Raw genomic sequence first — 16154 nt, forward strand, 5'->3', positions numbered from 1 at the left:
GATCTCCTCCAGAGTTACTTAAATACTAATCGATACATAAGTTATTGACTACCCTGCGGCCTCTCCCTATATTTATACCGATCAGTATATTAGTGGGAGTGATCGAATGACTACAGATGAGCCGCAGAGCGGGAAACTTCCGCTTGGAGCATTACTGGCACTGGCGATGACAGGTTTCATTTGCATTGTGACTGAGACATTGCCCGCGGGTTTGTTGCCCGAGATCAGCAGCGGGCTTGGTATTTCGGCATCTTTGGCTGGGCAGATGGTGACCGTTTATGCCTTGGGGTCACTGCTGGCAGCGATTCCGCTGACTATTGCCACGCAAAGCTGGCGCCGCAGGACGGTGTTGCTGCTAACAGTTGTCGGCTTCCTGGTATTCAATACCCTCACGGCGCTGTCTTCCCACTATTGGCTTACTTTGATTGCGCGGTTTTTTGCCGGCGTTTCTGCGGGACTGGCCTGGAGCCTCATTGCGGGCTATGCGCGACGGATGGTTGCTCCACAATTGCAGGGACGCGCATTGGCAGTCGCGATGGTGGGAACGCCCATCGCATTGTCGCTGGGCGTGCCTTTGGGAACCTGGCTGGGGGGATTCATGGGCTGGCGCATGGCGTTCGGATTGATGTCCGGGATGACCTTGCTGTTGATTGTCTGGGTGCTGATCAAGGTGCCGGACTACCCTGGCCAATCCTCCTCACAGCGCATGGCGTTGCGTCAGGTCTTTTTCACACCTGGTGTACGTTCGGTGCTGGGGGTCGTCTTCACCTGGATGCTGGCTCACAACATTCTTTATACCTACGTCGCGCCGTTTGTTTCCAGGGCTGGGTTGGCCGATGAGGTTGGTTTGGTTCTGCTGGTATTTGGTGTTGCCGCTTTGGCGGGCATCTGGATAACGGGGCGGCTGGTTGATCGGCATCTGCGCAAGACAGTGTTGGCCAGTCTCGCAACCTTCGCAGCCGTTTCGGTTTTCTTCGGCTTGTTTTCAGGCTCTGCCGTGGCGATTTATCTAGGTGTCTTTATCTGGGGCCTGACCTTTGGTGGCGCCGCGACGCTTCTACAAACCGCGCTTGCCGACGCCGCAGGCAAGGGCGCCGATGTTGCTCTCTCCATGAACGTCGTCGTCTGGAACAGCGCTGTCGCTGGCGGGGGACTCTTGGGTGGCGTGTTACTCGGCCAGTGGGGAGTGGGTTCCTTTCCCTGGGTGTTATTGATACTGCTACTCCTAAGTCTGTTCATCGCATCTAGAGCGCGGGTCCACGGCTTTGCGCAAGGTGACAGGCAGTCCAGCCAAGTGGTCGCTGGTCATTGATGTGTGGGCAGCATTGCGCTGCATGCTCAAGCTTCCAACGCATTACAACGAGTGAACAGCATGAATACGTGATTTAAGCCGCCGCGGCGACTTGCTATAGATTTACCGGGCTTGGGCGAGTCTGGATCGCCCAAGACGAGGGGCTGGTTTTTTGCTTTAGTTTAGATACCGTTCCACTAGGCGCGCCCAGTAGGCAGCACCGATTGGCAAGTTTTTGTCATTGAAATCGTAGGCCGGGTTATGAACCATACAACCATCTTCGCCAACGCCATTGCCCAGGCGTAAAAAACAACCTGGCCGCTGCTCAAGCATGTAAGCGAAGTCCTCGCTGGACATGAGCTGATCGGCATGGGCAATCACATGCTCATCACCCACCAGTTCCCGTGCTACTTGCAGAGCAAATTCGGTTTGCGCTCGGTCGTTGTCGATCACCGGGTAACCTTCCATATAGTCGATCGTGGCCGTTGCTCCATAGCTGTTTGCTTGGGCGTGGACCAGTGCTTCGATGCGCTCTTTCAACTGGCTACGGACCCGCTTGCTGAACGAGCGGATGCTCAGCTCAAGGTAGGCACTGCTGGAAATCACATTGTTAGCAACCCCCGCCTGAAGCAAGCCGACCGTGACTACAGCGGGTTCAACAGGGTTGATATTGCGCGCGACAATGGTCTGCAGCGACATGACAATGCTGGACGCCACCACAACCGGATCTACCGTAAGGTGTGGGCGAGCCGCATGGCCTCCGAGACCATGAATGGTAATCGCGACCTTGTCGCTCGCCGACATGAACGGTCCGCTTCTAAACAGGAAGGTGCCCGGAGCCTCGCCGGGGTGGTTGTGCATTCCGAACACGGCATCACAGGGAAAGCGTTCGAACAAGCCATCATTTACCATGCGTTGCGCACCGCTATCGAAGCCCTTCTCCTCCGCGGGTTGAAAATAGAGGTGCACCGTTCCGCGGAAGTTTCGTGTGCGCGCCAGATATTCAGCGGCCCCAAGCAGCATGGTGGTATGGCCGTCGTGGCCGCAGGCATGCATTTTTCCCTGATGGACACTGGCGTAAGGCAAGCCGGTCTGCTCGGTCAACGGCAGAGCATCCATGTCTGCTCGTATGCCAATGTTCTTGCCGGCGCCTACCGTCAGGCTGCCTACCACACCGGTCTCACCAACGCCTTCGGTTACGCTGAACCCCCAGGCCCGTAAGCGCTCTGCAACGAGTTTGGCGGTTTGAAACTCCTCGTAGGCCATTTCCGGATGCTGGTGAATATGGCGGCGAATACGTGTCAGCTCCTCAGTTTGAGGGCGTAAATCATCGACTTTGCAGTAGTGAGGTTCAGTCTTCATCACAGTGAGTTCCTAGCGGTGAATAATGGAGTGCAGGAGTGCCGTCAGTTGGGATGCATCCCCGGCTCCTACGGTTGAGCCTGGGCCGGTAAACGCAGTGCCAACGTGCAAAGACCGCCGATCACTAAAAGGACGGCCATTACGGCCATCCCCGCAGCGAACGAGCCGGTGAAGGTCTTCAGAGCACCGATGATGGAAGGACTGACAAAGCCACCGAAGGCACCGATGCTGTTGATCAGGGCTATGCCTCCAGCGGCGGCAGTACCTTTGAGGTAGCTGGAGGGCACAGCCCAGAACACGGCATAGGCCGAGTATGTGGATAGCGTTGCGAGGGTAATACTGCACAGCGCCAACGTCAGGTTGCCGGAACTGAAACCGGTCAGCACTAAGCCGATTGCGCCCAGAAAGGCGGGTACTGCGCCGTGCCAGCGGCGCTCGCCCAGGCGATCGGAACTCCGAGCATTGATCAGCATCGCGAAAATGGCGGCGCTGTAAGGGATCATTGAATAGAGCCCGATCTCGAAAATATTCTTTACGCCAGCGTCCCGCAGTATGCTCGGCAGCCAGAAACTGACGGTATACAGACCGCAGATCAGACAGAAGTAAATGAGGGCCATCAGGTAAATTCGCCAGTCTTTCAAGGCTGCAGCGAAAGTATGTTGTTTTGACGCCTGCACCTGCTCCAGATCATTCGCCAGCAGCCGTTTCTCTTCTTTGCTCAGCCATTGGGCCTGTTCCGGCGAGTCACTCAAAAAGAAGAACGCCGCGATACCCAAAAGAATGCAAGGCGCCCCTTCGAGGATGAACATCCACTGCCATCCCGCCAAACCATGAATGTCGGCGAAAGTCCCCATAATCCAGGTCGACAATGGTCCACCGATGACGTTCGAGACTGGCCCTGCCAACAGGACGCACGCCATTACTTGAGCGCGACGCTTACCTGAAAACCAGAAGGTCAGATAGAGGATCATGCCCGGAGCAAATCCAGCCTCAAACACCCCTAGAAAAAACCGCAGGACATAAAAGGTAGTGCTGTCATGGACAAACAGCATCGAGGTTGAAGCCACCCCCCACAACAACATGATGCGACTGAGCGTCTTACGTATTCCTACCCGCGCCAGCCAGAGATTGCTCGGCACTTCGAACATTACATAACCGATAAAGAAAATCCCTGCCGCCAATCCATAAGCTGCATCGGTCAGACCGAATTCCTGCTGCATCGCAATCTTGGCGTAACTGATATTGACCCGATCTAAATAGGCGAGGACGTAGCACAACAACAGAAAGGGCAATAGGCGCCAACTGATTTTGCGATACATCTTGCGTAGGGCGAGGTCATCGGGGGAGGTCGGTGTAATCAGTATTGCGGCCTGAGCCATAGTGAAGTCCTCACAAGTTCCGCATTTTTTTATTGTGTCTATTAAATGAGCTTGGCATCGCCCAATTGACAGAAAGTATGGGGAGCGCAGAAACTTCAAACAATAGCGATCTTCGCTTGCGAGTGTTGACTTTAAGTCAACAGACAGGAGAGCCCTAATTGCAAAAAATCGGCCTTAATGAACGGCGACTTCACTATTTTTCAGAGGTCGCAGAAGCCGGCTCGATCCGAGGCGCAGCGGATCGTCTGAATATCGAGCCCTCAGTTGTCAGCCGGCAAATCCACCAGTTGGAAAGCGAGTTGGGGGTGCAACTCCTACAGCGCCACGGCAGGGGTATCGTCCCTACGGAAGCTGCCAAACTGGTGATCAACCATTGTCGTGAGCGGCGATCAAGCGAAGCATTGCTGCTGACTCAGATTTCCGAACTCAAGGGTCTGGAGAGAGGTGAGATTCACATTGTTGCGGGCGAGGGTTTCCGCGAGGAATTAGTCCGCTGGGTGCTTCAGGACTTCAGCCAGCAGCACCCCAAGCTGGTGGTTACGCTGGAGTTCGCCAATGCCGTCGACACAGTGCGGATGCTGGCAAGTGATCAGGCTCACATCGGCTTGGCCTACCGTCCGCCTATCGATCCCGCCGTGCGTACGGTGATGTTGCGCAAACAGCCAATGTGCGTCATCACCTGGCCCGGCCATCCCCTTACCGAGAAGCCGCAGCCACTGGCATTGAGTGATGTTTGCCCCTATCCGGTGGGCTTGATGTCCAACGGCTTTGGCTTAAGCAATCTGGTTAAGCTGGCGCAATTCCACGATCGCATTCAATTCGAATCCAATCTGGTCACCAACTCAATCGCCACCCTCAAGAGCTATGTAAAAGCCCATCTCGGGGTGACCTTCCTGTCCTCGCACGCAGTAGCCAATGAAATCGCAGAAGGTACGCTTGTAGCGCTCAGGACCCGCAGCGAAGTATTCGAAAGTGCCGAGGCACACCTGATGGTCCGAGCGGGTCGGCAACTGTCAGTTGCCGCTGAAAGGTTGTTGGCCATGTTGAAACAGAAGGCCGTTTTTGAAGTCTCTGAATAATCTTGACCCAACTGCCCCGAAAACCGGTGCATGAGTTTAAAAATGGAAGATTCTGGCCCTGGGCTAATGGTCGCCAAATCACCCGCGCGCTGCGTCTTGGCGCAGAGATAGTCCGTGTCTTTCGGTTTCACCGCTTTGAGCTGGCGGTCAGAGAGGCGGGGGCTTGGGCGCACATGAGGTGTTCCATGGCGTTAATTGGTGTTCCAAAAATGACCACTGGTACTATTTGGAGTACCCGGTAATGTGGGGGGGGGCGGATGTCTAGGGATGCTGATGGCCTATAGGGATTTGATTTTGTTGGGTTTAAGGTGCAAAAAAAGACGTCTGTGGACGTCTTTAGATGATGAAGTGGTGGGCCGGGGTAAGTTGAATCGAATATCTATCCTGCTGATAGTAAAAAGGAATGGCAAGTTCGATATTTTCCTGGAATACCATTTGGAATGCCCCCGTTGACTGGATTGGTACAGGTGTATGGTGTTTGTACGAAAAATTGCCAAATGGCAAGCACGCAAGGTGAAAACAGGCGCCGATATGGCGTTTGTCGTTTTTAAATGAGAGTCCAAGTCAGGTTTTCACACGTCATGATCGTCATGCAGGTTATTTTTAATGCCTGGCGGGGGACTTTAAATTGAAAAACTCACCCTCCAACATAGTCAGAAAACATAGGCAGGGTGATAAAATCGTACGCCGATGAATGTTAGACTGAAGTGATCAAAGTTAAAGCTGGCTTGTTGTATGGCTTTCTCTTCTGCACCTTCAAAAGTTGATGAAAATACACTCAGCTCGTAGCTCTCTTGGATGGTCTGCGTTGGTGATACTTCAAAGAGATAAAGATTTTCGTTTCTGGTTTTTTTTACAATTTTTTCGAAGATGTTATTTAGGTCTAGTTCAGGCTCGGGAAAGATTATTTTCCCCGAGCTATATTCGAGAACAACACAGTCAGAAGATAAGTCAACCACCCTAATTAGCTCAGAATTTTTGTAATGGTTTATGAAAGGTAATAATGTCGTTGGAGTACCAAAAAACCACTCTTTAGGTTGAGAGTTTTTGTAGGTTATGAACTTGAGAGTATCCATCGCTTCGCCATGGATTTTTTCGACGCGCAGTCTCTCTAACTGGGCCTCCACAAGGCTAAGCTTGTCTGCGGAAATTGAAATGTATGGGGTGAGGGTGATGAGTGCGTATTTCGGTGTCTCAACGGGCTGGTGGTAGTCGTTATTTATCTTAACCAGCGCTTCACTGATGATGAAGCCTAAAGTTTCCGGATCATTGCCGTGGATGTCAATGCTTAGCAACTGATGATGAATGTTGTCGTTCATTTGTACGATGCTTGCTGAGTGTCGCGCAGTGTTGAGAAAAATAACGTAGCCAAATTTTCCGTTGTCAAATTTATCAACAGCGTTGGCGAAAGATTCAGATAGCTTGAGCTCGTCTTGCTTGGGGCAGCATGTATTATTTGTGATTATTAAGTTGAGCTCGCCATTGCTGATTATACAGAAGTGGTCTGCTTCTACGCATATGGAGACTACGCGTTGAGCTTCAAACGCCAAAGTCTCACCGGAAATTAAATAACAAACATCAGGTTGGGTATTTAGTCCATCAAGTGAAACATAAACGCCGGTGTAAGCCCCGCCTATACGGTCGCTAATGGTGGGGTTGTGAATTCCATAAACTTGCAATAATCCCAGCATTCGCATCAAGAAGCGCTCATCGGCTTCAGCGCCAAGATGCTGCTCTTGGAACCAGGTTTTTTTGAAACTCTGCCAGAAACTCTTGGTGTAGTTTTTTAGATCATCGGGCGGCGAGCCGAAAGAGACATACGCCATATCTGTTTGAATGCAGTCTTCAAGTTTATTGTCAAATATTATCAGTTGTGGAGTGTTTAAATGGAAGGCTATGGCGATCTTGATTTGCGGTTCGTTTCTAATATTTTGGAAGTTGTTGATTGTACGATCGAGAGCTTCTTGGTGAGTGGCTCCATATCTTAGATGATCAATCAGAAGAACTATAAAAGTATGGCCGAACTTTGAATTTCCCGATAGGCAAATGGCCGTGCTTTCATGTGTGTAGATTTTAAAGGCGCTTTCTGATACGTACTCGTTTTTCTTTGTGACACTTCCTTGTAACTCGCCAAACGAAGTGTGGCTGCCCATTTGCTCATAAGCGAAAGGGTTAAGACTGGTTGCTGCGCTGTCTGTAATGATGAAAGTGGCGGTTTGTGTTCTCCAAGCGACGCAATAAGTCATGGGGTGCCTTCTGGGACGTATTTAGAGAGTATGTGACGACAGCGTAAAATTATTCTACGGTAGGCCTTGTGATGTCCAGCAAAATTTCTTAAGTGATAAATTGAGTATTGGAGAAGTAAGGCGCGGAATGTGAAAAGTATAGTGCAGGAACTGCCACGTCGAACTTGATTTATGTCGGATGTCTAGATGGGTGCTTCCGTATAAGTTTTCTTGTAAAAGTTATGCTTTGCTTTGGAAGTAAATTGGTGACTTTCTAGGCTTCCCGAAATTTATTATGAGGCGCGATTTAGTGTCTGAGTGGCACTTCTAGACTTTTTGTAATCGCTTCCATGTTGGTTGGCTAGTACGTTGGTAATAATCAGATTGGCATCAGAACGGTTTTTCAGATGCGCAGTGAAAAGCTATAGCAATGTTTTAGTTGTCACGGTCATGGATTGTTTCGCTGCCATCGCTGTTGTATGACCGCATGCATAATTTGGGCTTGTCGTAAGTGTCGTCGCTGCTTTGAAAAGTGGAAAAATGGGGCAGATTTTTGTGCGCCAAGAAAGCTCGGGGTTGACAGCGTAAGCCGGCACGAAATCGCGTAAGGATCCCGCCAGACAACGATTAGCCATCCACCGCAAGCAAGCCCTGCGTGGTGTTCGGGTAAGTGGTTTTCTCTGTCGGAAACCAGCCTTGCTAACCTGATTCTCCAGTTACCCAGAGGAGTATCTGTTTACTCGAAACCGGGCAAGCACAGCATGCCGCCTGTGGTGCGTTTGCCAAAGCCTGAGGGCATCAGGATTTTGTGCTTCTTCATCTCTGCGAGTACCGCCAACCATCCGGTTTTACTAAAGCGCAGCTTGGTGTCGTTCCAGCTATGCATGACTTCCTCCACGATGGCTTCATCGGAAACTGGGCGGCCTTCGAGAATAAAATCGTTCCAGGCTGCATAGAGCGTCACGGTCATCTCGCAACGATCTGTATCCCAATCTCGCATTAGCTCGATCACCTTTTCAATGGTGGCGCGCTCAGTGGTCGACCAGGCGCTGTTATATGCCTGTCTATGCTGGCCTGCTTGGGAGAGTGGGCGATAGGCGTGGCCAACCGTCTCGCGGTCGATGCGCTCATACCACCGAAGGGTTTGCATCTCGCCTTCGACCTTATTCATCAACTGGCGATCGTGAGGGCCTGCGGCGTCGCGCAGGTAGGCACCTTGAATGGCGGTGAGCCTGGCCGCGTGCTCGGCGAGGTAAATCACTTTCTGCAGCTTGCGTTGGCCGAAGGTGCGTTGGCTATGCAGCCGATCAGTGACTTCTGCGGCGAGGAGGGTGCGGGCTGCTTGACGATCCGTGGCGATGGGCGCCTGCCGGACATCTTTGGCTAGCGCACCCTCGACCAAGGTGCTGGCCAGCTGTTCGTTTAACTGGCGGGTTTGCGTCAGGCGGTTTTTGAGTTGGTCGCAGAGGGCCATTAGCTGATCGACCTTGGCAACTATGCGGTGTTGTTCGGCTGCCGGGGGAAGCGGGAGCGCAGTTTCTTTAATTTTCCCTAAATTTAGGTTCGGCTGCGCCCCACCAGCCGCAAGCAAGCGAATGTCGTCATAGCTTTTAACGAAGAAGTACTTCACGTAACGTCGATGAGATTCATCTTGATCAAACAACTGAACTGCAGCACACGCCTGATTTGTGCAGGCATTTATCAAAAGTTCAGAAATCTGCCCTCGTGTTTTCCCTTGGCCATACATAGCGATGATCAATGTATACGGTGGGTAAACGGTTAGGTTTGTTTCCTTAAGCGCGAGAGAAGAAACCATCTGCTCTGTCTGATGGATAAAGTCTTGTGATGTCTCCCCGCTAGTCACCCAGTTAATCGTTGCGGGCTCAAAATACTTAGGATTTGTCCTAAGTGGTGTTGCACCCGTTCCTACTTGCGCTATTTCCTCTAGTCGAATCCACTCCCAGCCCTCAGGTAACGGAAACGATTTTTCACCCTTAACGATCTCCATCAGCGGCTTTTGCTTTTTGAGTTTGCCTTCGGCCACCAATCGCACTTTTTCGTCGGCAATGCGCTTGAGCAGTTTTATCGCCGGTTCATCGTTGGGATCTTGCGAAACTAGTTTTCCCATCACTGCCAGTTGCAGCAGTGTTTGTTTGAGGGCGTCAATGCTGGGCTCGGTGGTGAACAGGGTGTGGAAGTGTTCGGCCAAGCGCTGCCAGTTCTGCGCAAATTCCTTGGCATTGCAGGCCTGGGTCAGGCTGTCCAGAAGCGCTTGCACCACTTGGACGTGGGCGCTTTCGGCGTCGGCCTGCTGGGTTTCCAGGCGGTCGCACAGGGCCATAAGCTCATCGACTTTGGCGACGATGCGGTGTTGTTCGGCGAGTGGGGGCAGTGGAAACGGATTTGCTTCAACAAAGTCTTTGGGCAATCGTTTCTGACCTGCTGTCCCTGTCATCTTTTTTTCTCCAACAAGCAAGAACTGCGGAGATTTCAGATAGGCCAGTACGTACCTAGGATCAAGAGTTTCGGTAACAGGACGAACAACGTGCAGCTCAGTCGTACCCGCACCCAAACCACTCACGAGATTGGAAAAGACGCATGCTTTGCTGTTCTCAAAGCAAGGTGTGATTTTCGCCACACCAATATCGCCCTCGGCAAAGTGCGTGAAACCTTGCTTCACCTCACCCCACAATCGGGGCTCTTGCGCATGCTGATCATCGAAGCGTGTGCCAATAAAAGTCATAGGCACAAACGAAACTTCAAGTGAGTCTGCTGCAGCATTGCGGGGGTTAACAAATGCCACTTGCGCTAATGAACTCCACTTCCAACCTGCTGGCAATTCAAATGGCTGTGCTCCCTCGTAAATCTCGGTCAGCGGCTTTTGCTTCTTAATCTTCCCATCAGCTACCAGCCGTGCCTTTTCTTCGGCAATCCGCTTTAGCAACTCACTGGCCGGCTCTTCATTCGGATCTTGCGGCACCAACTTGCCACGCACCGCCAACTCCAGAATCAGCTCGCGCAGCTTCTTGATGCCATTGGGCGCTCCGGCCAGCAGTGGCAGGTTGTCTGTGAGTAACGCCGTCATACATCGCGCTCCAGGGCTTCGGCCAGTACCGCTTTGAGCTGGTCGCGCAGGTCGCTGATTTCGCCTTGCAGGCTGGCGTAGTTGCGCAGCAGTTCATCCGGGTCGTGGCTGATCTGCTCGCCGATATGCGGGTTTTTGCAGTCCAGATTCCAGTTGCGCGATTGTAGGTCTTCGACGCGGACCTTCCAGGCAAATTCATTCTCCACTCGTGCGGCAAAGCCGTCGGCCTCGCTGCCCCACCAAGCTTCCTCGACGGCGAACTCTTCGATACGCATGGGGCGGGTCTTGGAGTAATTCTTTACCCCGGTCGGGTACTGGTGCTCGTAGAACCACACTTGCTTGGTCGGCGTGCCCTTAGTGAAGAACAGCAGGTTGGTTTTGATGCCGGTGTAGGGGTTGAACACGCCGTTGGGCAGGCGAACGATGGTGTGCAGGTTGCACTCGGTGAGCAGCTTTTCCTTGATGCGGCTTTTGATGCCTTCGCCAAACAGAAAGCCATCGGGCAGCACTACGGCGGCGCGGCCACCGTCTTTGAGCAGTTGCATGATCAGCACCAGAAATAAGTCGGCGGTTTCCCGGGTGCGGAAGGCAGCGGGAAAGTTGGTCTCGATGCCGTCTTCTTCCATGCCGCCGAACGGCGGGTTGGCTACGATGCAGTGCACGCGTTCGCTCGGCCCCCAACTGATCAGCGGTTTGCTCAGGGTATTGTCGTGGCGGATCTGGCTGGGCACCTCGATGCCGTGCAGGATCATGTTCGTGGTGGCCAGCAGGTGCGGTAACGGCTTTTTCTCCACACCGAAAATGCTGGCCTGCAGGGTGCGTTCGTCTTCGGCGGTTTTTACATAGCGGCTGCGTTTGTGTTCTATGGCGCAGGTGAGGAAACCACCCGTGCCGCAGGCCGGGTCCATGACCTTCTCGTCCAGCTTGGGGTCGACCATGCGCACCATAAATTCGGTGACCGGGCGAGGGGTATAAAACTCGCCAGCGTTGCCGGCATTCTGCAGGTCGCGCAGCAGTTGCTCATAAAGGTTGCCGAACTCGTGGCGTTCCTGGGCTTTATTGAAGTCCACGCCTTCCTGAATCTTGTTGATCACCTGACGCAGCAACTGCCCGGACTTCATGTAGTTGTAGGCGTCTTCAAACACGCTGCGCACCACGAAGGCTGACGGCGTGTTGCTGTACTCGTGCAGGTTCTGGAGCTGAGGGAACAGGTTGTTGTCGATAAAGTCCTTCAGCCCATCACCGGTCATGCCTTCTGGGTCGGCAGCCCAGGTACGCCACCGGCAACTGTCGGGAATGGGCGAACGATAGGTATCGTCCATCAGCTCCCACTCCAGCTCGCGGTCATCGAAGATTTTCAGGAACAGCAGCCAAACCAACTGGCCAATGCGCTGGGCGTCGCCGTCTACGCCAACGTCTTTGCGCATGATGTCCTGAATGGACTTGATGGTGGAGCTAATGGACATGAAGTTCTCTCAACGCGTACCGCAAGGGGGGCGAAATTCTACAGGATAGTGGGGGCGGCTGCTTTGGCAGGTCGTCGGCAGTTGGCCGTTAGCTTGCGTAAAGTTCGTCTTCCAGCTCGTGGATAGCCTTGTTGTAGCCAGCCTTGCCACCGAAAGCCTTGACCAGCTCGATGGGCGCACCGAACTGGCTGAAAGGGTCGAGCTGGAGGATTTTGATGTCCTCAATATGCTCGATCCCGGTATCGGCGTATTTATCCAGCAACGCCTCCAGCACCTGGCGTGCTGCGCCAGAATACTTGGCGAAATAGTTTCTTTTTTTCACCTGCTCGGCTCGCTCACGCCGTGATAAGGCAGGCTGATCGAAGGCGACGTGGCAGATGAGGTCGAACGGATCGAGCGGCTTGCCCTGTTTCTTTTCCACTTCTTCGGCCAAGGCTTCCCACATCACGCCCTGGACGGCCATCTCCTCGATGATGGCTTTCTTCTGTTCGGCATCACTCCAACGCCGGAGGAAGTCATCCAGCGAGGCAAACTGCTTTTGCACACATGCGCGGGTGTAGTCGTGGAGCGATTCTGTGATCAGTCGGCCATCCGGGCCGTAATACTGCACACGCTCGGCGATGACATAAATCGGGACGTTGTCGATGACGTACTTGATGCGTTTTTTGCCCTCATCTTCGCCGGTAAAATCCAGGTCATCACCCTCGTTATCGTTGCCTGCGCTGATGCCATCTTCATCGGCAAGCGGGTCATCAGGCGGTACGGGGGAGTCATCGCCTTCTGGCGCGTAGATCACCACAGGGTCTCCATCGAAGGCCGGGTCGGCAAATAGCTCGGTGGCCTTTTTGAAGTCCATGATTGTGAACCAGTACTTGCCGTACTCCTCGTTGATGCGAGTACCTCGACCGATGATTTGCTTGAACTCGGTCATCGATTTGATGTGCTGGTCGAGCACGATCAGCTTGCAGGTCTGAGCATCGACGCCGGTAGTCATCAGCTTGCTGGTGGTGGCAATCACCGGGTAGCGCTCTTCCGGGTTGATGAAGTTATCCAGCTCGGCCTTGCCTTCCTGGTCATCGCCGGTGATACGCATGACGTATTTGCGATTCTCGGCCACACGCTCGGGGTTGAGGTTGACCAGGGCTTGGCGCATGCGCTCGGCGTGGTTGATGTCGTCGCAGAAGACGATGGTTTTCTGAAACGGATCGGTGGCCTTGAGGAGTTCGGTGACCTTCTGCGCCACCAGTTGGGTGCGCGCCTCGATAACCAGGGTGCGGTCCATATCCTTGAGGTTGTAGATGCGGTCTTCGATCAGTTCGCCGTTTTTGTCGAGCATGCCCTTGGGCGGGCGCCAGCCTTGCAGGTCTTTGTCGAAGTCAATGCGCACCACTTTGTAGGGGGCGAGAAAGCCGTCTTCGATGCCTTGCTTCAAGGTGTAGCTGTAAATCGGTTCACCGAAGTAGGTGATGCTGGATACCTCTTTGGTCTCCTTCGGTGTGGCGGTAAGGCCAACATGGGTAGCGCTGGAGAAGTAGTCGAGGATTTCACGCCAGGCGGAATCCTCGGCGGCGCTGCCACGGTGGCATTCGTCGATCACTATCAGGTCGAAGAAGTCGCGGGAGAACTGCTTGTAGATGTTCATCTCTTCATCAGTGCCGGTGACGGCTTGATAGAGCGACAGGTAGATCTCGTAGGAGGTATCAATCTGGCGTCTGGCGATTTTGGTCATCGCCTGGCCGAAGGGCTTGAAGTCGTTGTTCTTGGTCTGGTCGACCAGGATGTTGCGGTCAGCCAGAAACAGGATGCGTTTCTTCTGTTTCGATTTCCACAGTCGCCAGATGATTTGGAAAGCTGTGTAGGTCTTGCCGGTGCCCGTGGCCATAACCAGTAGGATACGGTCTTGCCCACGCGCTACAGCCTCGACGGTGCGGTTGATGGCATTCATCTGGTAGTAGCGCGGCATGCGTCCGGAGCCGTCGTCGTAGTAGGGCGCTTCGATCTTGTGTTGGGCTGTTGTATCCAGCCCCTTCCACTGGCAGTAGCGGTTCCAAAGTTCGGCAGGACTGGGGAATTGATCAAGGGTGAGTTCGGTTTCTACCTGACTGCCTGTGCCACTGCGGTCGTGAAACAGGAAACCATCGCCATTGCTGGAGAACACGAACGGTACGTCCAGCGCCTCTGCATAGCCCAGGGCTTGCTGCATACCGGAGCCAATAGAGTGCTTGTTGTCCTTTGCCTCGATCACAGCGATAGGTAGGTTGACCTGGTGGTAGAGGATGAAGTCCGCGCGGCGTGCTTCGCCACGGCTGTGAAGTTTGCCTCGGACGATAATACGGCCTTTGGTAAAGCTGACTTCCTCGCGCACCTGCTTGTGCATGTCCCATCCAGCTTGCTGAACGGCTGGGGCGATGTACTTGCTGCAGATATCCCGCTCGGAAAGCGACTTTTTGTCCATAACCCCAATTCCCTTTCAAGCCGGCCTGGTCGCTCCATTCCGGCACTGCTGATCATGCTCGATGGGCGTAAATGTACCTTGTTTGATAGTGGCACGGGGGAAGATTGGATTTCGGTGGTTAATGCCCCTCCGTACAAAATGTACATCGACCGAGGTTCATAAAGGTTTATATGTATGGTTGTGTTAAACCAGTAGAAAGCAATTTAATACGGCGAGCGTCAACAAAATAGCTTGAGATCAGGCGAAAGACACTGATTAAAGCTGACGCCAGAGCCCCGACTCGTACCTGATTCGCATGGCGGATACGTTTACCTATAAAAACTTCTGTACAGGCACGTCCCTGTGTTTTTAATCAGCAGCGGAGGACGTGTAGGCGTTTGAACCGCCAAAGTGCACTCCGGCTTGGGGAGCAATGCGATGTCCTTGCCGACAACAGGCGCCGCCACTTTCACCTTGGCATCAGACAACGTAACGCACAGATGCGCGTAGTTACCGATCTCCTTCAGACTGACATTTCTGTAGCGGCCAGGGCAAATCAACAATATGTCCCCGAAGCGAAACTGACGGAATGCCCTCACGCTGTACAGGCCATTGGGCCCTCCATAAGCCTCCAGCTGCCAGAGGTGTTTTTTAAAGATCTCCTGTGGGTAGTCCTTTTCGTCCAAAACATAGCTCAGCTCGGTATTGTCCCTGATCTTAATCAGGTTGCCAGCCGAATATACCCACACATCTAAGATGGCAGGAAGTAAAACGGCATTGGCAAAAACGCATACCAGCAGAGCAAGAGCCGCTCGACCAGTGCGTTGGAGCACGGTGCCTTCCGATAAATAGAAAAACATAACAGGAGCTAGGTAAAGACACATGATCAACAAGCAAACGCCGATCGCTCCACGCGCTTCCCAGCCGTTCTCTCCGCCGCGCCAAGCCATGATGCCCAGTTGAGCCGGAAACACTCCGCTCATTGAGGTAAAAGCGAGCAATACACCGAGCCAGCCAAGTCTGGCGGTACAATAGACTTTTCTATGCCAAGGTTTACGAGGCCCAGGTGACAGCTCAAGTACCTTTCTCTTGAGTGACGCTTCGCTGCTGAGGACATGCCACGCGGCCCAAGCGGCAGCGAATGCCACAAATATGAAAAAGTACCCATGAGCAAAGGTTATATCAAAGGTTGATCCCAGTAGGTTAAGCGAGAGGAGTCCATACCCTACACCGACAATAAGACTAAATCGAAAGGCGAGCGTTTTTTCCAACTCCCTCCCAGGCGAACATTGCGTAATACACATCATGAAGGCTAGCGACGGCACTGATACGATTAGCAGCAGCGAAGCTAGAACGAGTAAAGCAAAAAACAACCAAGCTACGAGGTTTGATGGGTTTCCCAGAGAGCTCAGAATCAATTCTGGGTGATGGATAAGCCACAAATACTTGGTTAGAAGTGAAATTGAAATTAATGTCGCTGCGAGGGGAAACCACCATTTGATATCAGCAAGCAGTCCAGACAGCGCTTGCCGGTAGCTAGTAGGCCCCGATGTCTCAGTTGGCGTTTCGGGTGGGGGGGACGCGGTGGGGACATCGGTCATCTGATAGCGCTCCTTCCTTGAAGTCGCATGCCATTTGGTCGATCTGGCATTGTGAGGTGCGCAATTCTAATGAAACCGGAGTTCTTGTCAAAACTCAGTATCAGGCCTGTAGGCTTGAGTTTTGACTTGCATGACTTCTCTTTCTCCGCGTGACCTGGGGCAAATTGATAACGGCCCGGATTCTATAAGCGAACGCGAGGTGTGTCAGGGCTGATATTTTTGTGGCTTTGTG

9 protein-coding genes are annotated in these 16154 nt (G+C 52.9%); 2 read left to right on the forward strand and 7 right to left on the reverse strand.

Features of this window, described 5'->3' with window-relative positions; translation table 11 throughout:
- Window positions 1-106 precede the first annotated feature (106 nt).
- Window positions 107-1312 carry an MFS transporter gene (locus ACVWZP_RS25080; protein WP_057005088.1) on the forward strand — a complete coding sequence of 402 codons (1206 nt, stop codon included), beginning with the start codon at window positions 107-109 and terminating at the stop codon, window positions 1310-1312.
- A 156-nt stretch (window positions 1313-1468) separates the two neighbouring features.
- Here the strand turns inward: ACVWZP_RS25080 and ACVWZP_RS25085 are convergent, their stop codons facing one another.
- Together ACVWZP_RS25085 and ACVWZP_RS25090 are read right to left on the reverse strand one after the other, a co-directional pair.
- On the reverse strand, window positions 1469-2653 hold the full coding sequence (locus ACVWZP_RS25085; RefSeq protein ID WP_057005087.1) for a M20 aminoacylase family protein: 1185 nt from the start codon (window positions 2651-2653) through the stop codon (window positions 1469-1471).
- A 68-nt stretch (window positions 2654-2721) separates the two neighbouring features.
- Entirely contained in the window at window positions 2722-4032 is a 1311-nt protein-coding gene (locus ACVWZP_RS25090) for an MFS transporter (RefSeq protein WP_108525467.1), read from the reverse strand.
- Window positions 4033-4190: 158 nt separating this feature from the next.
- Here ACVWZP_RS25090 and ACVWZP_RS25095 point away from each other — a divergent pair, with 158 nt between their 5' ends.
- Window positions 4191-5111 (forward strand): LysR family transcriptional regulator, encoded by a 921-nt coding sequence (locus ACVWZP_RS25095; RefSeq protein WP_256822999.1) that lies wholly within the window; start codon window positions 4191-4193, stop codon window positions 5109-5111.
- Between the two features lie 653 nt (window positions 5112-5764).
- Here ACVWZP_RS25095 and ACVWZP_RS25100 read toward each other — a convergent pair.
- The 5 genes from ACVWZP_RS25100 to ACVWZP_RS25120 form a co-directional block, all read right to left on the reverse strand.
- Window positions 5765-7357 carry a hypothetical protein gene (locus ACVWZP_RS25100; RefSeq protein WP_457370227.1) on the reverse strand — a complete coding sequence of 531 codons (1593 nt, stop codon included), beginning with the start codon at window positions 7355-7357 and terminating at the stop codon, window positions 5765-5767.
- A 715-nt stretch (window positions 7358-8072) separates the two neighbouring features.
- A complete protein-coding gene (locus ACVWZP_RS25105; protein ID WP_457370228.1) occupies window positions 8073-10421 on the reverse strand; it encodes a restriction endonuclease subunit S in 2349 nt (782 codons plus the stop codon).
- Window positions 10418-11887: an N-6 DNA methylase gene (locus tag ACVWZP_RS25110; RefSeq protein ID WP_457370229.1), complete on the reverse strand. Its 1470-nt coding sequence runs from the start codon at window positions 11885-11887 to the stop codon at window positions 10418-10420. Before ACVWZP_RS25110 ends, ACVWZP_RS25105 begins: the two co-directional genes overlap by 4 nt.
- Window positions 11888-11975: 88 nt before the next feature.
- A complete protein-coding gene (hsdR, locus tag ACVWZP_RS25115) occupies window positions 11976-14342 on the reverse strand; it encodes an EcoAI/FtnUII family type I restriction enzme subunit R (protein ID WP_457370230.1) in 2367 nt (788 codons plus the stop codon).
- Between the two features lie 308 nt (window positions 14343-14650).
- Window positions 14651-15922 carry a hypothetical protein gene (locus ACVWZP_RS25120; protein WP_046382030.1) on the reverse strand — a complete coding sequence of 424 codons (1272 nt, stop codon included), beginning with the start codon at window positions 15920-15922 and terminating at the stop codon, window positions 14651-14653.
- Between the last annotated feature and the right edge of the window lie 232 nt (window positions 15923-16154).

The sequence above is a fragment of the Pseudomonas sp. TE36184 genome (assembly GCF_054060055.1).

Bases quoted from the DNA above. Each gene is read 5' to 3' on its own strand.
- hsdR (WP_457370230.1), bottom strand. From the start codon at position 14,342: ATGGACAAAAAGTCGCTTTCCGAGCGGGATATCTGCAGCAAGTACATC.
- ACVWZP_RS25110 (WP_457370229.1), bottom strand. From the start codon at position 11,887: ATGTCCATTAGCTCCACCATCAAGTCCATTCAGGACATCATGCGCAAA.
- ACVWZP_RS25100 (WP_457370227.1), bottom strand. From the start codon at position 7,357: ATGACTTATTGCGTCGCTTGGAGAACACAAACCGCCACTTTCATCATT.
- ACVWZP_RS25105 (WP_457370228.1), bottom strand. From the start codon at position 10,421: ATGACGGCGTTACTCACAGACAACCTGCCACTGCTGGCCGGAGCGCCC.
- ACVWZP_RS25120 (WP_046382030.1), bottom strand. From the start codon at position 15,922: ATGACCGATGTCCCCACCGCGTCCCCCCCACCCGAAACGCCAACTGAG.
- ACVWZP_RS25080 (WP_057005088.1), top strand. From the start codon at position 107: ATGACTACAGATGAGCCGCAGAGCGGGAAACTTCCGCTTGGAGCATTA.
- ACVWZP_RS25090 (WP_108525467.1), bottom strand. From the start codon at position 4,032: ATGGCTCAGGCCGCAATACTGATTACACCGACCTCCCCCGATGACCTC.
- ACVWZP_RS25085 (WP_057005087.1), bottom strand. From the start codon at position 2,653: ATGAAGACTGAACCTCACTACTGCAAAGTCGATGATTTACGCCCTCAA.